Here is an 18,905-nt window from a genome sequence, read left to right on the forward strand (position 1 = left end):
CGTTTCGCCCCTCAAAGCACGTTGGACAGCCGGCCATAGAGGAGCTCATCGACGCCTTCCGCATAGATGTCGCCCTTGGCGTCAATGCGCAGGAAATATTGCGGCAGATTTTGAGCGCCGTGACCCCAGATTTGCAGACCGCCGGCCTCGCAGTCGAAACGCGAAAAATGGGCTGGGCAATTGAATGTGCGATCGTCGCCGCTGTAACTGAGCGGAAATCCCCGGTGCGGACAGATCGTAGAGAAACCCACGATATCGGCGTCGGGACCGACGCCATTTGGCGCGGACCTGCCGAGCTTGACCAGAACGCCCGGCGCGTCGTCGTCAGGATAAGCCACGCTCAACGGCTCGTTGACATTGAGATCGCGAATATTCGCAAGCCGATTGGAGGGGTATTCGACCCGAGCCTGCGCCTGGGCCGCTCGGGCGGCGCCCGCGGAAGGCGTCGCCGCAGCGGCGCCGACTGCGGCGATGCTTTCAAGAAACCTGCGGCGACCGAGGCCGAATGATGTGTTGTGTCTCTTCATACGCTTTTCGTTTGTGTAGACCGCGACAGATCATTTGTACATGTCACGTCAGACGGCGGAGCGCTCATTGCAAGCCTACCAAGGCTGGAGTCGCGAACGGCCTGCAATCAACCCATGCAGAGTCGCGCCCGCCCGCGTGATCGAGAGATCGAAACTTCTGTGATCGCCATGTCGTGCCGTATCAATTGCAGAGATGCCTGCGGGAAGCGCCGCAAGCCTGATGGTGATAGATGGCGATGGTCATCGCTCAGGCGTCCGTTTTGTGGCCATGGCTTGCGCCTTCGAGTTCGCCGATTTCACGTAAACGATCCCTGAGCGCCAATTTATCGAGTCGCTTGATAGGCGTTGCGAGCAGGTAAGAAATCCGGAGCCTGAGATAGCGAAATGCGTCATTGAACGCTTTTACTTTTTCGATCTCCGTTCCCTCAACAGCCGCCGGGTCCTCGACGCCCCAATGGGCGGTCATTGGCTGACCGGGCCAGATCGGACAGGCTTCGCCCGCGGCGTTATCACAGACGGTGAAAACGAAATCCATTTTCGGCGCGTCCGGTCCGGCGAATTCCTCCCAGTTCTTCGAGCGGAACCCTTCTGTCGGATAGCCATATTCCGCGAGCGTTTTGATCGCGTAAGGATTGACGACGCCTTTGGGGTGGCTGCCTGCCGAGAACGCATTGAATCGGCCGGCGCCATCCCGGCGGAGGATGCTTTCACCGATGATCGAGCGCGCCGTGTTGCCGGTGCAGAGAAAGAGGACGTTGTAGATGTGGTCAGTCATTGGCCGGCTCCCGCTTCAGAACAACAATCAGCTTCGATGACTGGCGCGGGCTTCGCGCCGCAGCAGGGAGTGGACTCCCCCTTGCCGCCGCTTCTGCGGAATCCCGCAAGCGCTGCGTCGTCGCCGTAAATCGTGCTTTCGCCGCTTGTTAGGAACGACTCCCACAAGATCCCTTGCGGGTCGGACGTCCATGCTTTCTCCGACTTGGCGTAGCAGCAGGTTGTCGCGCCCTCTTCCAGCACAGGCCGCTCGGCCCGTTGCAGACGGCCATAGACGTCTTTCAGCTCTTCGGGCGTCTCGACCTCGATCCCGAGATGGTCGACGCCAGCCCGTCCGCCGCGCGACGATATCGCGAAGTTCACGCGCGGATCATCCAGCATCCATTTCGCGTAATCGGGTTTAGCGACGGTCGGCTCCGACCCGAAAAGCGCGCTGTAAAACTGGATGGACCCCGCAAGGTCATCAACGGATACGTGCACGTGCAGGCGTTTCATGGCGTACCTTTGGCTGGCAAGTTGAAGGAGCGGCGGCTTCGCAAGCGTCTGTTGCGCCTTGGCAGCAATTCTCGGTCATGTAGGCGAGCAGTTCGTTCATAACCGGATAAGCCGCCGAGTAGATCAGCGACCGGCTTTCGCGCCGAAAAGTGATGAGGTCCGCGTGCTTGAGCTGGCTCAGGTGGAAAGACAGCGTCGCCGGCGGGAGCGCGAGCCGCTCGGCGATTTGCCCCGCTGCAAGCCCCTTAGGTCCGGCTTGCATGAGCAGCCGGAAAATATCGAGCCGAGTTTCGTGACCGAGCGCGACAAGGGCGGCGATGGCGTCATGCTTTTCCATATTTCCAATATGATGGAACTATTCGCCCAGTCAAGCCCGTCCAAAACATGCAGATAGAGTGGAGGCAGGAACACGTGACTTTGTCCCTTCATTCACGTCGTCAGATTTTGACGGCGGAAATGATGGCGGCCAGCGGCAGGAGCAAATTGCGCGCGGCGAGACGCCGAGCAGCCGCCTGACAGGCCGCCAGGTCGAGCTGTTGCCTGCGATAACGGAATTCTTCAAAATCGCGCCATGTCAGCTTCCATTTGTTTGGAGTCAAATATGACCTTCTCGGTTTGGTTAGCCTTCGCCGCCGCGTCTGTCGTCATGGGGTTGATCCCGGGACCGGGCGTCGCCGCGATCGTCGGTTACGCGCTCGGCTCGGGCCGCAAGACTGCGTTGGCCTCCGTCGCTGGCATGACGGTGGGAAACGCGATTGCGATGACGTTATCGCTTGTCGGCGTTGGCGCGCTACTCGCCGCCTCGGCGCTAGCGTTCTCGGTGCTAAAGTGGGTTGGCGCGTTATATCTGATTGTGCTCGGCCTCTACACGTTCTTCAAAACCAGCCGGGCCACATCAGCAGAACTAAGGATCGACGCAATCTCTCCACGCACCGCATTTCTCGGGAACGTCGCCGTCGGCGTCTTTCACCCCAAGACCATCATCTTTTATGTATCCTTCGTGCCCCAGTTCATCGATGCGAACGGCAGTTATCCGTTGCAGGCGGCGGTGCTCACGGTGACATTCTGCTTAATCGTGGCCGCCACAGACGCAGGCTACGCACTGGCGGCTTCCACAGCACGATCCTTGCTCTCTCGCTCTGATGTTGCGGTCTGGACGAAGCGCGCCAGTGGTGGCGTTCTTGTCGCCGCAGGAGTGGCGACGGCGGCGGCCAAGACGTGAGAACATAAGCAGCAGCCACGGCTCGTCGCACTTCTTGAGCCTTCCGCCTCGAGCGGCGTCGCCTCGCCGCCCTGCCGAAGCAGAATGAATAGCCGCCGATCGCCGAAGCGCTTGCGTCCGTTGGCCAACACCATGCCCGCTTCATAGGTCGGTCCTTCGAATGGCCGGACTCGCATCCCCCGTGGAGGAACTTTGCAGCGGCAGGTCACAGCAACAACACGTCCGAGTCAGCACATTCTTACAATTAACTGCAACTTGACGGCGCGCGCCTGGAAGGCGAGGCGGCGATCGAGTAAAACGACGTCCTGTCGATTTCAACAAACTCGGAAGCAGGATACGGCCAATGGCCCTCGAGAGTCCTCGCAGCGCGTGGAAAGGCTTTATCGCGGTCGCTGTCGCCGCCGTGACCGCATTCGCCGCGACGATGTTCTTTTTCAGGGCGGAAAGCTTGCCGATCAAAGTCGGCATCCTGCATTCGCGCACTGGGCCGATGGCGATCAGCGAAAATTCAATGGTCGACGCGGAGCTGCTCGCGATTGAGGAGATCAATGCGAAGGGTGGATTGCTGGGACGCAAGATTCAGCCGATCATCGCCGACGGCAAATCCGATTGGCCGACCTTCGCGAAAGAGGCCGAGCGCTTGATCACCCAGGAAAACGTATCCGTGATCTTCGGATGCTGGACCTCCGCAAGCCGTAAGACGGTCGCGCCCATCATTGAAAAATATGGTCAGCTCTTAGTCTATCCTATGGCCTATGAGGGACTCGAACAGTCTCCCAACATTATCTACACGGGTGCGGCGCCCAATCAGCAGGTCATTCCGGCGATCAAATGGAGTCTCGATCACATTGGCAAACGATTCTATTTGATCGGCTCAGATTATGTTTGGCCGCACAGCATCAACGAGATTATGAAGGACACGATCCGCGCGCTTGGCGCGGAGCTTGTAGGCGAAGACTATATTTTCTTCGGAAGCGCCAACGTCTCTCGGGCGGTCCAAAAAATCAAGCTGGCGCAGCCGGACGTTATTATCAGTTCGGTCGTGGGCGATTCCAACAAGGCGTTCTATCAGGCGCTGACCGACGCTGGGCTTTCCGCTGACAAGGTGCCGGTTGTCTCCGTCAGCATCGGCGAGGAAGAGCTTCGCAGCCTACCGATTGCGAGCCTCCAAGGCCATTACAGCGCCTGGAGCTATTTCGAGGCGATCAAGAAGCCGGAGAACGAGCGGTTCGTTCGCGCCTTTCGTGAAAGATATGGCGCCAACCGTGTGACGAGCGACGTTATTGCGACTTCCTACTTCAGCGTCATCTTATGGGCGAAGGCGGTCGAGGAGGCGCAGTCCTTCGACGTTCAGAGGGTCAAACGCACCATGCTGACAGAGACCCTCGATGCGCCCGAAGGCCTGGTGTCGGTTGATCCTTACACGCAGCATACGTGGCGGTCTTTCTCTGTCGGTAAAATTCGAGCTGATGGCCGGATCGAGCTTGTCTGGACGATCGATCGCCCGATCCGTCCCGTGCCCTATCCGCCCACTCGCACGAAAGCCGAGTGGGAGGAATTTCTGACCGCCCTGTACAACCGATGGGGCGGCAGATGGGCCAATCCGACAGAGGCGGACTGATCCATGAAGCTTCCCAGGCTCGATTTCCTCCGGCGCTCCATCGGCGCCAAGATCATCTTCTGGTTCCTTGCGATCAATATCGTCTCCTGCGGCCTCCTCGCCTGGCGAACCTATGACATTTCGCGAGAGTCTCTCGAGCAGGCGATTCAGACGTCGTTGCAGGTTGTCGCCAAGAAGAAAGTAGAGCAGCTGGAGACTCTGACGCTTGAAAAAATCCGAAGCGTCGAATCTCTGATGCACAGCGCCTCAATTGGCGAGGCCACCCGGGAATTTTCCGAAGCCATAAGGACGAGCGGGAGAGACTCGGACTCCTATCGCCAAGCGGTCGCGAAACACGGACCGACTCTCAAGCGTCTTTCCGATACGTTCAACTATGTCAACGGCGCGATTGTCTCGCCCGAAGGCTTCACGCTTTTCGAGCAATCGGACACTGCCCTTTTCAACCCAAATTCGCTCGGCGAACCGCTCAAGGGAACGGAGCTTTCGGACACGATTAATCGGGCGCGCACATTGCTGCAGGCCGAAATCTCGGCGTTTCAGATCTACCCGGGGCTGAAAGAGCCTGCCGCCTTTATTGCGGGGCCTGTTCTGGAAAACGGCGTCGTGATCGGCGTCGTCGTCTTCCAGCTCGATAACCAGGAGCTTTACAGCCTCATCAATGACTATACAGGTCTCGGCGAGACGGGAGAGGTGCTGGTCGCCGCCCGCTTGGATCAGGGCCAAATGGTCGTGGTTAACCCGCTGCGGCACGACGCTTCCAAGGCTTTCAGCATCAAAACGCCGCTCGATGGCGGCGCTTTTCCTGCGCTCGCCAGGGCGCTCGCCGGCGTCCACGGCTCGGGCCTTTTCGATGACCTCGAGAACAGGCCCGTTGTCGCCTCGTGGACCTACGTTCCCTCATTTCGCTGGGGCATGGTCGTACAGCAGAGCACGAATGAGGCCTTCGCGCTCACCAGCGCGCAAAAAGCGGCGACGCTCTGGCTGCTGTTCTTCATGATTCCGCCGATTATCGCTCTGGCCATGGGCGTCGCGCGCACGATCACCAAGCCCATCAAGACCGCTGTCGGCGTCGCCGAGAAGGTCGCCGCGGGGGACCTCGACGCAAATTTCGAGATTGGCAGCCGCGATGAAACGGGGCTCCTGCTGACGGCGATCCGCTCCATGACCGTGGAGCTGCGCGGACTTTACGATTCCATGGAGGACAAGATCCGGGCGCGCACGCGCGAACTTCAGCTCGCGAACGAGGAATTGTCCGTCGCGCGCGTGGCGGCCGAGGAAGCCAGCAAGACAAAAAGCGCCTTTCTTGCAAACATGAGCCATGAGCTGCGCACACCGCTCAACGCCATCATCGGTTATAGCGAAATGCTTCAGGAGAACGCGCTCGACAACGGCGACCCAGAGCCGATCGAGGACCTGAAGAGGATCGAGAGCGCGGGCCGGCACCTGCTTGGCCTGATCAATGATATTCTCGATCTTTCCAAAATCGAAGCCGGAAAGATGGAGGTCTTCATCGAGAGGGTGGAGATCAGGCCTCTCGTGAATGAGGTCCTTTCGATCGTTCAGCCCCTGGCCGACAAGAACGGCAATACGCTTGAGCTTTGCTGCCCGGACGACGTGCGCGGCTTTCTGTCCGACGAAACGAAGGTCAAGCAGTGCCTGCTCAATCTCATGAGCAACGCAAACAAGTTCACGAGCCAGGGAAAAGTCACTCTGACCGTCGAGCGGGACGCCGACGCTTCCGTGGTTTTCCAAGTGTCGGACACGGGGCTCGGCATGACGCAGGAGCAGCTTGCCCGCCTCTTCCAGGCCTTCACACAGGCGGACGCCTCGACCACGAAGCGCTTCGGAGGGACAGGGCTGGGCCTCGCGATCACTAGGCATTTTTGCGCGGCGCTCGGCGGTGATATCTCCGTTGAGAGCACGCTGGGCGCAGGCTCGACCTTCACGATCAGGCTTCCCGATCGGCAGGAGCCCCTCGCGACGAAAAAACCGGCCGAGCCGACGTCGTCCCGGTCTCTCCCGACGATACTGGTCGTCGACGACGACGCGACGGCGCGCGACCTGCTCACACGAACTTTGGAGAACAAGGGCTATCACGTCATCGCCGCCCGTCACGGACTGGAAGCGCTCGCCCTGGCGAGACAGCACAGGCCGCATGCGATCACGCTCGATGTGATGATGCCCCAGCTCGACGGCTGGAGCGTGCTCAGGCAGCTCAAGGAGGATGACGAGCTGCGGAACATCCCGGTCATCATGGTGACGATTCTCAACGAGCGCGCTCTGGCGATTCCGCTCGGGGCGGCGGAGCTTTTGACAAAGCCCATCGACCGTCAGCGCCTGACGGCCCTGATGACGCAATATTGCGGGATCTCGAGCGAAACGACGGTGCTCATCATAGAGGACGACTCCGCCACGCGCGAGCTTCTTTGCCGCTGCGTTTCGGGCGCCGGCTACACGGCCGAAGCCGCGATCAACGGGCGGGACGGGCTCGACTGGATCGCTGAGAACCCGGCGCCGGACCTGATCCTTCTCGACCTGATGATGCCAAATCTCGATGGCTTCGGTTTCTTGAGAGAATTGCGTAAGCGGCGCGCCTATGACCATTTGCCGGTCATCATCGTCACGGCGAAAGATCTCAGCGAAGAGGATATTCGCAAGCTGAAGGAATTCAGGGCCGACATCATCACGAAGGACCATGACTATCTCGAGGAGCTGGTGACGATTATGCGTCAGTGCCTCAATTCCAGCGCGGCGGACGCCGTCCAAGCGCATTGACATCGGAGACGGGGTCGGTGGTGAAGATTTTGCTTGTCGAAGATAATGAGATGAACCGGGATATGCTGTCGCGGCGCCTCAGGCGCAATGGCTATGAAGTCGTAATCGCCATAGATGGCCAGCAGGGCGTCGAGATGGCCGCCGCCGAATCGCCCGATCTTATCCTGATGGACATGAGCCTGCCGGTCATCGATGGCTGGGAGGCGGCCCGCCGGGTCAGAGAAAACGAAGCGACGCGCAAGATTCCGGTCATCGCCCTCACAGCCCATGCGATGGCGGGGGACCGGGAGAAGGCGATCGAAGCGGGCTGCGACGACTATGACACGAAACCTGTCGAGATCACGCGTCTTCTGGGCAAGATCACCGCCCTGATTGAATCTGGCGCTTAGCGTCGTCTGATCGATTGTCGTCTAGAAGTCTCCGTCTTCAGCGATGCGCGGCCGCGATCCTGTAGCCGTCGTCGCACAGCGAATTCTGGCGGCCCCACCGGTTGAACCGTTATGAGAAATACGAGTCACGCATCTTGGGCGGCGGGCGTTGGCGCATTCCGGCTTTCTGGGAAAATAAGATGACGTCGCATGACTTCCGGCCGTCCGCCGACAGGAGCGATCGCGCGCTGCTTGCTTATGTGCAGCAGGAGCTGAGCGCGCCTGCCGAGGCGATTGCGGGCTATGCCGAAATTTTGCTGGACGAGGCCGAAAGGAATGGTCAGGGGGAGTTTCGTGACGACCTTGAGAAAATCCATGCCGCCAGCCGTTCGCTGATTGATTTCATCGCGTCACTCGTGAGTCGGTCCCGCGCGCCGACGCAAGGGCCGAGCGAGGATTCCGAGGACTATCGTCGCCACTTGCGGCACGATCTGCGCACGCCCATCAACGCCATAAAGGGATATGGCGAGATGCTGCGGGAAGACGCAGCGGGCGTTGACGGCGCGCGGGCGCTGGTCTCGGATCTTACTCGACTTCTAGAGGAAGCGTCCCGCCTGCTTGAGCGTATCGACGGCCTGGTCAGTTTTTCACTCCCCGAAACTGAGGCGACGGCGAAGGACGCCGAAATCGGCTCGGGACCTGTCTCCGCCATGGTCGCACATCGCTTCGTCGCCTCTGTCCAGCCGATCTCAGAAGGCGAAGCCGACAGTGTCGCCGTACAGCCGAGCCGCATCCTCGTTGTCGACGACAACGCGTCCAATCGCGAACTCCTGAAGCGCCGTCTGGAACGACAGGGCCACTCCGTCGCGTTGGCTGAAAATGGGTCTTGCTCGCTGGAAATTTTGCGGCAGGCGCCCTTTGATCTCATTTTGCTCGATCTGCTGATGCCGGATATCAGCGGCTTCGATGTTCTTTCGATCCTCAAGTCTGATCCTGACTTGAGAGACATTCCCGTCATCGTGATATCGGCCTTGAACGAGATCGACTCCATCGTCAGATGCATCGAAGCGGGCGCCGACGATTATCTCGCGAAACCTTTCGATCCGGTGCTTCTTCGCGCGCGCATCGGATCGTCACTGGAGAAAAAACATCTACGCGACCGAGAGCGCGAGGCGCTCGACGCGCTGCGCATCGAAAAAGAGCGCTCAGAGCAGCTTCTCCTCAATATTCTTCCGGCGCCGATCATCGCGCGTCTGAAGAGCGGCGAAACGGTCATCGCGGATCATGTCCACGACGTCACAATTCTGTTCGCCGATTTCGTCGGCTTCACCGAGCTCTCCTCCAGGCTGCCGGCTCCGGAACTTGTCGGCGTATTGGGACGCGTTTTCTCGGCGTTTGACGGGCTTGCGCTCAAATTCGGCGTCGAGAAGATCAAGACGATTGGCGACGCGTACATGGTCGCCTGCGGACTTTTCGACGATCGGGACGATCACGCGCACGCCGTCGCGGACATGGCGTTGGCGATGGCCGAAACACTGGACAGTCTCAACGAGACATTGCCGACGCCGCTCGAGATCAGAATGGGGATAAACTCCGGCGACGTCGTCGCGGGCGTGATCGGCGCGCACAAGTTCGTTTACGATATCTGGGGCGACGCGGTGAATATCGCGAGCCGGCTGGAGTCGAGCAGCCTGCCCGGCCGCATCCAGGTTTCAGGATCGACCTATGAACATCTGGGCAGGGACTTCATTTTGGCGCCGCGTGACGGCCTCGAAATCAAGGGCAAGGGCGCCATGGAAGCCTTTTTTCTGACCGGGAGAAGGCAGGGCGCAGCTTCCCGGTAAGCTATGTTGTATTGCTCCCGCATAAGGGAGCACTCGACATGGCCGCCGATCTTTCCAACCCGATCTTTCATGACGAACCCGCCGCTCGCGAGTGGTTGGAGGCGCGGGTTTGGCCGAACGGCCCGGTTTGTCCGCATTGCAGGGAAGAGAACCGCGCCACGCTGATGCAGGGCAAGACGACCCGCGCCGGCCTCTATCAGTGCAACGCTTGCCGCGAGCCATTCACGGTCACAGTCGGGACGCTCTATGAGGGCTCGAAAGTGCCGCTGCATACTTGGCTTACCGTCACCTTCCTCATGATGTCGTCAAAGAAGGGCATGTCCGCCCTTCAAATCAGCCACATGATCGGCCGCCCGTATAAGACGGTCTGGTTTCTCTGCCATCGCATTCGCGAGAGCGTCCGCGATAACGCCGCTACGCCGCTCGGCGGCCCCGAACTCTCCAGTTGAAGCGGACGAAACCTTCGTCGGCGGGAAGGCGAAGAACCGCGCCTTCAAAGAACCTGCGCCTAAGAGGGCGCTTCTCTCGCTGATCGATCGCGACACGACATTGCGAAGCGATTGGTAAATCGGAAACGGATGCGTTGCCTAAATGCGTAAGCCAGAGGCAGGCGCGCCCCGACAGCCAGCTTGGCGTTGTGCAACATGCTACGCTAGAGCCTCACGCCTTCGTCTTCCCCTTATGGACGCGCCCCTTGCTCGCGGGGCGCGCTTTTTTGCTGACGGATGGCGGTGGCGCAATCTTGTGCTTGGGTCCGCCCCTGACAGCCGCGTCCACGGCGCGCTCGAACCGAGACCATGCAGATTCATCTGCCGCGTCGCGGCCAAGTGATTTGGTGGTCCTTGTCATGGCCCGCAATCCCAATAAGCAGCCGACGCGACCGCCGTCAGATATCCTTCATGCCATTGGCGCGTCGATGGTAACCGTCAGCGCTGTCGAGCAACAAGTCGCTTTTCAAATTCCGCGCTTCATAAGTCCCCCAAACATGGTTTTGGTTCATGTTTGGTCGGGGGCAGCTTGAATGGAGTTTAGATCAAACCTTAATATGTCCGCATCATATCAGCCAAGATCGGTGAAAATAAAACACTATATTTCTGAGTGCTGCGATAAATACAGAGTCTATATATCAATTCCGAAATAAGACATCTTATCCGGTATTTCACCGGGATGACAAAATCTTGGCGATCTCGCTTCCAGGGTTCAACGCAGACTCATCCGCCGGAGTTCATGGACAACCCCTGTAGTGACCGCAAGCAAATCAACGAAGGGGGCAATCGTCCAAAACCGCTCGCTCCTCGCCCCAAGCCAAAAATCCTGACGCATTTACCCATCTCTGAATCACTAAGCGCTGGTCGGTCGGCTGCAGTCTACCATTTGCATCTACTATGCTAAAGTGATAATTGCCCAAAATTTAGCAAGGGGTTGTGTTTATTACTGTCTTAACATTCGCCGGGCAGTTGGCGTAGGAACCTAAGTAAATACATGTTGACTTGTGCTGTGGTATCGAATAGCGAATATGCTGCAGTGCAACCTGCCCAAGAAATTTTATGGTCGAAGCAGCCTATTATCAGTTCAATCGGAGAAGCAAGGATGCTCCACGACGCCAATTGTTACAATTACGTGTCAACCGCATTCCGCTCAAGGACATCTGTTGACGCCCTAAGTATTTGATGTGCCTAACAAAGAATAATATTTTGGTTTGAGATAGCGACTCGCTTGTGCGTTGAGTAACGCATGATCCACAACGATATATATTCAGCAAGAGTCATGCCATGGACGAACGCAATCTGAATCTTCAGGCATCGGGATTTCGCGGCGACGAGGTCGGAGAGTTGGAGCCGATCGCGATCATCGGAGTGGGGTGCCGCTTCCCTGGAGGAGCCGATAGCCCGGACGCCTATTGGAACCTCCTCGTCTCCGGCCGCCCCGCCATTCGCGACGTTCCGGAAGACCGCTGGAGCATGGATCGATTCTTCAACGATAACCCCGATAAACCGAACAAGATCTACACCCGCAAAGGCGGCTTTCTCGACGAGGCGGTCCATCGCTTTGACGCTGCGTTCTTCAATATATCGCCGCGGGAGGCGGTCCATGTAGACCCGCAGCAGCGACTGCTCATGGAGGTGGCCTGGGAATCTCTGGAGGACGCTGGCGTCGTCCCGGAAACGCTCGCGGGCTCCGAAACAGGCGTCTATATTGGCGGCTTCACGCTCGACAGCATGCTCGATCAGCTGAGCCCGCATAATCGGGAGAATATCAGCATCCATTCGGGCACCGGCGCGCTGATGACGCTGCTGTCGAATCGGCTTTCCTATTTTTTCGACTTCCGCGGCCCAAGCCTTTCCGTTGACACGGCCTGCTCCTCGTCACTCGTGGCCGTGCATCTCGCCTGCCAGGATATCTGGCGTGGCCACGTTTCCCTGGCGCTGGCGGGCGGCGTCAACGTCATGTTGCGGCCCGAGTATCCGATGATCATGGGCAAGGGCCACTTCTTGGCGCCGGACGGCTATTGCAAGAGTTTCGACGAACGCGCCAATGGCTATGCGCGCGGCGAAGGCGCCGGGGTGGTCCTGCTTAAGCCCTATGCCGCCGCCCTGCGAGACGGCGATCATGTCTACGCGACGATACGCGGCACGGGCGTCAACCAGGACGGGCGCACCGACGGCATCACGATGCCCAGCGCGGTGGCGCAGGAGGCGCTGATTCGGCGCGTCTACGCGCAAAGCGGCGTGCCATTTAGCGATGTGCGCTACGTCGAGGCGCATGGCACGGGGACGCCGGTGGGCGATCCCATCGAAGCCGGCGTTCTTGGACGCACCATTGGCGCCGGACGCGACGCTGACGACGCCTGCCTGATCGGTTCGGCGAAATCGACGATCGGTCATCTCGAAGCGGCGGCGGGCGTCGCCGGACTTATCAAGGCGGCGCTCTGTCTCGACCGAGGGGCCGTGCCTCCGCAAGCCAATCTGCAAAATCCCAACCCGAAGATTCCCTTCCGGGAACTCGGCATTCGCTTGCCCACAAGCCTCGAGCCGCTTTCACAGAACGATCGCGATGTTTATTGCGGGGTCAACTCCTTCGGCTTCGGCGGCACCAATGCGCATGTGGTGCTTCAGCGCGCGGAAAAGCCGCCGTTGGAGGAGAAAAAGGATGGATCGGCGGGAGAGCAGATCCTCACCCTTTCTGGCCGCGATCCCAAGGTTCTGACCGCTCTCGCCCGCTCCTATGCGCAGATGCTCTCGCGCGGCAAACGTGCGGCGCTTGAGGACATTTGCCATTCGGCGCGGATTCGACGCTCCGCCCACGAATGCCGACTGAGCGTCGTCGCCGCTTCGGCCGCCGAAATGGCGACGGAGCTCGAGCAGTTCGCCGCACATGGCTACAGCGACCACGTCATTCAGGGCAAGGCGCTACGGCGCGCGGAATCGCGACCGGTTTTCGTGTTTACCGGCATGGGGCCCCAGTGGTGGGGCATGGGCCGGCAACTGCTCGAGAACGAACCGGTCTTCCGCAAGGCGGCGGAGGAGATCGACGAGATCTTCCGCCCCCTCGCCGGCTTCTCCATTCTGGAGGAAATGCGCGAGGACAAAAGCCGCTCACGGGTCAAAGAGACGCGTATCGCGCAACCAGCGAATTTCGTCGTGCAGGTCGCCTTAGCCGAACTTCTCCGCTCCTGGGGCGTCTATCCGGCGGCGGTGGTCGGACACAGCGTCGGCGAGGTGAGCGCCGCCTACGTCTCGGGGGCGCTGAGCCTCGAGGATGCCGTCGCGGTCTCTTATCATCGCAGCCGACTTCAGCAGCTGGCCGCCGGCAAAGGACGCATGCTGGCCACCGGCCTCAATCGAGAGCAGGCCGAACGCATTCTGGAGTCCTGTCCGGAAACAGTTTCGATCGCCGCGATCAATAGCGTTTCAACGGTCACGCTGGCTGGCGACGGCGAAGCGCTGGCGTCAATCGCGGAGCAGCTCGCCAAGGATGAGATCTTCAATCGATTCCTCGATGTCGAGGTCGCCTATCATAGCCCCCAGATGGAGGAGCTGAAGCCGGAGCTGCGGACGTCCCTGCAGGGGCTTCGCCCGCAAACTCCTCACACGCCGCTCTATTCCACCGTAACCGGTCGGCGCGTCGAAGGCCCCGACTTGGACGCGGAATATTGGTGCTCCAATATGCGGAAGCCTGTGCTGTTCGCCGACGCGATGGTCGCCATGGTGACCGACGGGCTGAGCGGCTTCGTTGAAGTCGGCCCGCATCCTGTGCTCTCGACGTCAATCAAGGAAGTTCTGCGCGCCAGCGAAGCGGGCGGCGTTTCGATCGCCACCTTACGCCGTGAGCATCCCGAGCGCGCGACGGCGCTCGCCGCGCTCGGCGCGCTTTACGTGAACGGTTATGACGTGAACTGGCGCGCGCTTTCTCCCGTCGGCGCGCGCTTCGTGAAGCTGCCTTTGTATCCCTGGCAGCGAGAATATTATTGGAACGAGACGAGCGCAGGCGCGCTCGACCGACTTGGCCGCACGGAGCACCCCCTGTTGGGAAGTCGGGTGTCGTCGCCCACGCCGAGCTGGGAGCATGATCTCGGTAGGCCATCGATCTCCTATCTGGCCGATCATGTCATCGAGGGAGCGATCGTCTTTCCCGCCGCCGGCTATATTGAGCAGGGTCTGGCGATGGCGTCGCTGCTTGACGGCGGACAGGCCAGTTACACGCTCGAAGATCTGTCCTTCCTTAGACCGCTCGTCTTCCCGACGCTCAAAGATCCGATTGTTCGGGCGACCTTCGATCGGAGCGCGAGGGAATTCCATATCTACGGCCAGACGGACGACGAAACCGACTCTTGGACGCTGCACGCGATGGGTCGGGTGCTCGCCTTGCCGCCGCCTCGCACCGGAGCCGAGTCGTTGGCGGAGGTGAAGGAGAGAATACGGGAGTCGGTCGACGTCGGCGAACTTTATGATCGGTTGGCTGCGTACGGGCTGGCCTATGGCCCGCATTTCCGCACTGTTCGCAATCTGATGCGAAACGGCGCGGAGATACTGGCGGAGCTGGAGGTCATTCAAGGGCCGTCTGAGGAGCTTGAGGCCTATCGGCTTCATCCCGCCCTCCTTGACGGCGCCATTCAAACGCTTGTGGGCGCGATCGGCCAGGGCAAGCTCCAGGAATCGACCTATCTGCCGGCTGGGGTGGGTCGAGTGGTTTTTCACACTGGAAGCGGCGCCCCGCTTTGGGCGCACGGACGCGTGATCGATCAGTCCTCGGACGGGTTCGAAGGCGACCTCATTCTCTATCGCGCGGACGGCAGCATCGCGGCGGAAGTCCGCGGCATCAGATGCAAGGCGCTCCACACGAAGAAACTCACGCCAGAGGAGCGGCTTGAAAGCAGGTCCTACGGGCTCGCATGGGAGGTCAAGCCGCTCAGCGAAACCGATCAACGGGTCGGAGACTGTCTGCTCTTCGCAGCAAATCCGGACGCTTCGAAAGAACTCGCGGCCGCGCTTGAAGAGAACGGCGCCAAAGTCCGGACCCTGGACGCGCAGTCGCTTACGGACGTCATCGCCGCGCGCAAGCTTATCGACGAAAGCCCGCGGCTTCGCGCCATCGTCTTTATGGGACAATCAAAGCCGAGCGCGGACGATGCCGTGAGCGATCTTGGCGAAGCCAAGCGCCTCCTCCGCCTTGCGCAAGCGCTCGAAGGCCAGGACGCGGGAGACGATTCCCCCAGACTCTTCGTCGTGACGTCGCTCGCGCAGCCCTTGCCAGGTTCGCAGACGGTGAATATGGCGCACGCCGCGCTGATCGGTCTGGCGCGCACCATCGCCGGCGAAAATCCCAATTTGAAATGCACTGCCGTCGACGTCGATCCCCTTGACGGGAATCGCGATCTCCTCGCTCGGCAAATCCTCAGCGACGATCCCGAAACCGAGGTCGCGTTGCGGGGCGACGTGCGGCGCGTGCAGCGGCTCGTTCCGGCGGCCGCGCTCCGCCAGGATGATGGCGAGATCGAGACGCGCACCGTCTCCGCCACCTCCGTGCAGGCCTTCCGCTTGTCGCGAGGGACCGAGAACCGCCTGGAGAGCCTGCGCTTCGAGGAGACCGCTCGGATCGCTCCCGCCGCAGGCGAAATCGAAGTCGAGATCAAGGCCGCGGCGCTCAACTTCAAGGACGTGCTGAAGGTTTTGGGCATGTTGCCCGCGAAGGCTCTGGAGGGCTCCTATCACGGCGCGGAACTCGGCATGGAGGCGGCGGGCGTCGTCACCGCCGTCGGCGAAGGGGTGACGGCCTATAAGGTCGGCGACGAGTTGATGGGCTCCTTCAAAGGCTCCTTCAGCTCCCATGTGCGCGTTCCCGTCGATAGCCTGCTCGCCATGCGCAAGCCTTCGTCCTTGACGTTTGAAGAGGCCGCCAGCGTTCCCGTCATCTTCATGACGGCCTATTACGCCTTGCATGACATCGCACGGCTGAAGGCTGGCGAAACCGTGCTCATTCACGCCGCCGCCGGCGGCGTGGGGCTCGCGGCGATCCAGGTCGCGAAATCGATCGGCGCACGTATCTTCGTCACGTCGGGAAGCGAGGCGAAACGCGACTATCTGCGCACGCTGGGCGTGGAGCAGGTCTTCGACTCGCGCAGCCTCGAATTCGCCGACGGCGTCCTGAAAGCGACTGACGGCCGGGGCGTCGACGTCGTCCTCAATTCCATCGCGGGAGAGACGTTGGTCAAAAGCTTGGAGGTGACGGCTCCCTTCGGACGGTTCGTGGAAATCGGCAAGCGCGACATCGTCGAGAACGCGCGGCTGCCGCTGCTGCCCTTCAACAAGAATCTCCTGTTTGCAGCGATTGATCTCGATCGACTCATGGCCGAGCAGCCGAGTGCGATTCGGGAACTTCTCGCCCATATCTGGGACCGGTTCGAGCACGGCGATCTCCGCCCCACGCCTGTGACCGTCTTCCCGCTGCACGAGGCCACGGACGCCTTCCGGTTCATGGCGCAATCAAAGCAGACGGGTAAAATTGTCCTGTCATTCGCCGACCCGGCGCGCGTCGAAGTCGTGCCGGCGGAAGTCGAGAAAAAGCTGATTCAGTCCAACGCCACTTATCTGGTGACCGGCGGCTTCAGTGGCTTCGGCCTGAACGCCGCGCGTTGGCTGGCGCAGCAAGGTGCGGAGAATCTGGTCCTCGTGAGCCGCAGCGGCGCCGCCTCCAGCGAGGCGCAACGCGCGGTGACGGCGCTCGAAGAGCAAGGCGTTAACGTCGTCAGCATCGCCGCCGACGTCAGCGTCGAAGCCGACGTGGAAGCCATGATGGCGCGGATCGACCTGGAGCTTCCGCCTCTGCGCGGCGTGGTGCATTCGGCGGCCGTATTGGACGACACCGTACTTTCTGGACTCACCGACGAACGGTTCGACGCGGTCTATCGCCCCAAGGCGGTCGGCGCTTGGAACCTGCACCGTGTGACACGTAACGCGCCGCTGGACTTCTTCCTGTGTTTTTCATCCATTTCGGCGCTCATCGGCAACCCTGGGCAAGGAAACTACGTCGCGGCCAACGTCTTCCTTGACATGCTCGCGCACTATCGCCAGACGCTCGGCCTTCCCGGTCAAAGCGTCAATTGGGGCGCGATTGGCGACGTCGGAATGCTGACGCGTGACAAGACGGTTGCGCAGCACCTCGCGCGGGCAGGCATCCAGCCAATTTCCTCCACGGAAGCGCTTGAGGATATGGAAGCGCCTCTCCTTCAGGGAACGGCGCAATTCGCCTATGTCGATGTCGACTGGGCCAAGTGGGCGTCCACCCATCCGGCGAGTTCGGCTCCCCGCTTCGCGCCTCTCGTCAGTGAGGCCCGCGACGAATCCGACAGCGTCATCGACCGGGTGCGCGCTGAACTGGCGCAGATCGAGCCGGAACAGCGCGGTGAGCATATTGTCGGCGTTGTTCGTCGCGTCGTCGGGGAGACTCTTCGCATTCCCTGCGAACGCATCGACATAGACGCTCAATTGTCAGACATGGGCATCGACTCTTTGATGGCTGTGGAATTGCAGGTCGCCGTCAAGGCGACGCTGGGCGTCGAAGTTTCTCTCATGGAGCTCATGAAGGGACGAACGGTTGCGTCGCTCGGTCGAGATTTGCTCAAGCGTCTAAGCTGAAAGCAACTGACCGGTCCGGTTATCAGATCTGCACCTACTGAGCTCGAGGAACATAAGAAATGCGCATTGATGCCGTGAAGGCGGCCTTGCCGTCGCGCAAGCTGTCGAATGAAGACGTCCTTCAGATTGTCCGTGAAAGCAGCGAAGCGACGTATGACGGAGATCTCGACGCGGCGATAAAGAGGATCGAGAGCTGGCTGACCTACAGCGGCGCGCAGACGCGTTACACGCTGGAGGAAAGCGAAACGCCGTTGAGCGTCTTGACCGGCGCCATCGACGCCGCGCTGGAAGAAGCGAAATGCACCAAAGATGATATTGATACGCTCGTCTATGTTGGCGTCGGACGCGGATTCATCGAGCCTGCCGGCGCTTATCTCGTGGCGCATGCGCTGGGCTTCAAGAATGCGCATTGCTTCGATGTGCTGGACGCCTGCAACAGCTGGTCGCGGGGCGCCCAGATCATCTATCACTTTCTGCAGTCGGGAAGCAGCAAGCGTGCGATGATCGTCAACGCCGAGTTCAGCGTCACCGGCAATCGGCTCGGCAATTTCGCCCTGCGGCACGAGGGAGAGTTAACCTGGACGTTCCCGACATACACGATCGGCGAGGCGGCCACGGCGACCATCCTTTCAGCCGATCCGACGAACGAGTGGAAATTCAAGTTCCGCTCCCGGCCAGATCTCGCCGATCTGTGCACGATCCCCGTCAACGGCTTTCAGGGCTATTGCAATCAGACTGAGCGCATCGGCAAGAACGGCAACCGCTTTACGTCTTACGGCTATGAATTATTCGAGGCGGCGGCCCCCGAACTCATCCAGGTGTTTCAGGACCTCAATCCGCCCTTGGACAAGCTCCGCGCGATTTTCCCTCACGCGGCGTCGCAAAAGGCGGGCGACGACCTCGCCGATATGTTCAGCCTGCGGCATCTGGTGTCCAACGTTTACCCGCGTTGCGGCAATCTCGTTTCCTGCTCGGTGCCGGCGGCCATGGCCTTCGCGATCGAAGAACAACGCGTGGCGCGTGGAGACCTGCTTGCCGCGGTCGTCGCCAGTGCGGGCATGTCGTTCTCGGCATACTCCTTCGTCTACTGAAGGAGTTCATGAGGATGCTCACGACACTGCCCGCCATCGTCATTCGCATGGGT

At 60.3% G+C, this 18,905-nt stretch carries 13 protein-coding genes; 8 read left to right on the forward strand and 5 right to left on the reverse strand.

Annotation, left to right across the window (positions count from 1 at the left end):
- Positions 1-11: 11 nt before the first annotated feature.
- The 5 genes from ACR65W_RS13965 to ACR65W_RS13985 all read right to left on the reverse strand — a co-directional run bounded on the left by ACR65W_RS13965 (position 12) and on the right by ACR65W_RS13985 (position 2,395).
- Entirely contained in the window at positions 12-527 is a 516-nt protein-coding gene (locus tag ACR65W_RS13965; RefSeq protein WP_434501208.1) for an arsenate reductase (azurin) small subunit, read from the reverse strand.
- A gap of 247 nt (positions 528-774) precedes the next feature.
- Positions 775-1,302, reverse strand: coding sequence for an arsenate reductase ArsC (locus tag ACR65W_RS13970; RefSeq protein WP_434501209.1), 528 nt, complete (start codon positions 1,300-1,302; stop codon positions 775-777).
- On the reverse strand, positions 1,299-1,796 hold the full coding sequence (locus ACR65W_RS13975; RefSeq protein WP_434501210.1) for an ArsI/CadI family heavy metal resistance metalloenzyme: 498 nt from the start codon (positions 1,794-1,796) through the stop codon (positions 1,299-1,301). The genes ACR65W_RS13970 and ACR65W_RS13975 overlap by 4 nt, the downstream gene beginning before the upstream one ends.
- The gene (locus ACR65W_RS13980) at positions 1,765-2,133 is read right to left on the reverse strand and encodes an ArsR/SmtB family transcription factor (RefSeq protein ID WP_434501211.1); all 369 of its coding nucleotides are present in this window, start codon (positions 2,131-2,133) and stop codon (positions 1,765-1,767) included. Before ACR65W_RS13980 ends, ACR65W_RS13975 begins: the two co-directional genes overlap by 32 nt.
- 100 nt (positions 2,134-2,233) lie before the next feature.
- Positions 2,234-2,395, reverse strand: coding sequence for a hypothetical protein (locus ACR65W_RS13985; RefSeq protein WP_434501212.1), 162 nt, complete (start codon positions 2,393-2,395; stop codon positions 2,234-2,236).
- Positions 2,396-2,397: 2 nt separating this feature from the next.
- Between ACR65W_RS13985 and ACR65W_RS13990 the strand changes: the two genes are divergently transcribed.
- From ACR65W_RS13990 to ACR65W_RS14025, 8 genes are all read left to right on the forward strand, one after another.
- A complete protein-coding gene (locus tag ACR65W_RS13990) occupies positions 2,398-3,018 on the forward strand; it encodes a LysE family translocator (protein WP_434501213.1) in 621 nt (206 codons plus the stop codon).
- Positions 3,019-3,361: 343 nt separating this feature from the next.
- Positions 3,362-4,639 carry an urea ABC transporter substrate-binding protein gene (locus ACR65W_RS13995; protein WP_434501214.1) on the forward strand — a complete coding sequence of 426 codons (1,278 nt, stop codon included), beginning with the start codon at positions 3,362-3,364 and terminating at the stop codon, positions 4,637-4,639.
- Positions 4,640-4,642: 3 nt separating this feature from the next.
- Positions 4,643-7,414 (forward strand): response regulator, encoded by a 2,772-nt coding sequence (locus ACR65W_RS14000; RefSeq protein ID WP_434501215.1) that lies wholly within the window; start codon positions 4,643-4,645, stop codon positions 7,412-7,414.
- Between the two features lie 17 nt (positions 7,415-7,431).
- The gene (locus ACR65W_RS14005) at positions 7,432-7,803 is read left to right on the forward strand and encodes a response regulator (RefSeq protein WP_175094698.1); all 372 of its coding nucleotides are present in this window, start codon (positions 7,432-7,434) and stop codon (positions 7,801-7,803) included.
- Positions 7,804-7,982: 179 nt separating this feature from the next.
- Complete coding sequence (locus tag ACR65W_RS14010; RefSeq protein ID WP_434501216.1) at positions 7,983-9,626, forward strand: adenylate/guanylate cyclase domain-containing protein; 1,644 nt, start codon at positions 7,983-7,985, stop codon at positions 9,624-9,626.
- 38 nt (positions 9,627-9,664) lie between these two features.
- On the forward strand, positions 9,665-10,075 hold the full coding sequence (locus tag ACR65W_RS14015) for a transposase (RefSeq protein WP_434501217.1): 411 nt from the start codon (positions 9,665-9,667) through the stop codon (positions 10,073-10,075).
- A gap of 1,323 nt (positions 10,076-11,398) precedes the next feature.
- Positions 11,399-17,761 (forward strand): SDR family NAD(P)-dependent oxidoreductase, encoded by a 6,363-nt coding sequence (locus ACR65W_RS14020; RefSeq protein ID WP_434501218.1) that lies wholly within the window; start codon positions 11,399-11,401, stop codon positions 17,759-17,761.
- Between the two features lie 59 nt (positions 17,762-17,820).
- On the forward strand, positions 17,821-18,852 hold the full coding sequence (locus ACR65W_RS14025) for a 3-oxoacyl-[acyl-carrier-protein] synthase III C-terminal domain-containing protein (RefSeq protein ID WP_424376686.1): 1,032 nt from the start codon (positions 17,821-17,823) through the stop codon (positions 18,850-18,852).
- Positions 18,853-18,905 lie beyond the last annotated feature (53 nt).

This window comes from Methylocystis sp. (assembly GCF_051062815.1).
Lineage (GTDB): Bacteria > Pseudomonadota > Alphaproteobacteria > Rhizobiales > Beijerinckiaceae > Methylocystis.

What these genes read in the sequence shown, in the direction of transcription:
- ACR65W_RS13970 (WP_434501209.1), bottom strand. Translation starts at nt 1,302, where the DNA reads ATGACTGACCACATCTACAACGTCCTCTTTCTCTGCACCGGCAACACG.
- ACR65W_RS13995 (WP_434501214.1), top strand. Translation starts at nt 3,362, where the DNA reads ATGGCCCTCGAGAGTCCTCGCAGCGCGTGGAAAGGCTTTATCGCGGTC.
- ACR65W_RS13980 (WP_434501211.1), bottom strand. Translation starts at nt 2,133, where the DNA reads ATGGAAAAGCATGACGCCATCGCCGCCCTTGTCGCGCTCGGTCACGAA.
- ACR65W_RS14025 (WP_424376686.1), top strand. Translation starts at nt 17,821, where the DNA reads ATGCGCATTGATGCCGTGAAGGCGGCCTTGCCGTCGCGCAAGCTGTCG.
- ACR65W_RS14020 (WP_434501218.1), top strand. Translation starts at nt 11,399, where the DNA reads ATGGACGAACGCAATCTGAATCTTCAGGCATCGGGATTTCGCGGCGAC.
- ACR65W_RS13990 (WP_434501213.1), top strand. Translation starts at nt 2,398, where the DNA reads ATGACCTTCTCGGTTTGGTTAGCCTTCGCCGCCGCGTCTGTCGTCATG.
- ACR65W_RS13975 (WP_434501210.1), bottom strand. Translation starts at nt 1,796, where the DNA reads ATGAAACGCCTGCACGTGCACGTATCCGTTGATGACCTTGCGGGGTCC.
- ACR65W_RS14015 (WP_434501217.1), top strand. Translation starts at nt 9,665, where the DNA reads ATGGCCGCCGATCTTTCCAACCCGATCTTTCATGACGAACCCGCCGCT.
- ACR65W_RS14000 (WP_434501215.1), top strand. Translation starts at nt 4,643, where the DNA reads ATGAAGCTTCCCAGGCTCGATTTCCTCCGGCGCTCCATCGGCGCCAAG.
- ACR65W_RS14010 (WP_434501216.1), top strand. Translation starts at nt 7,983, where the DNA reads ATGACGTCGCATGACTTCCGGCCGTCCGCCGACAGGAGCGATCGCGCG.
- ACR65W_RS13965 (WP_434501208.1), bottom strand. Translation starts at nt 527, where the DNA reads ATGAAGAGACACAACACATCATTCGGCCTCGGTCGCCGCAGGTTTCTT.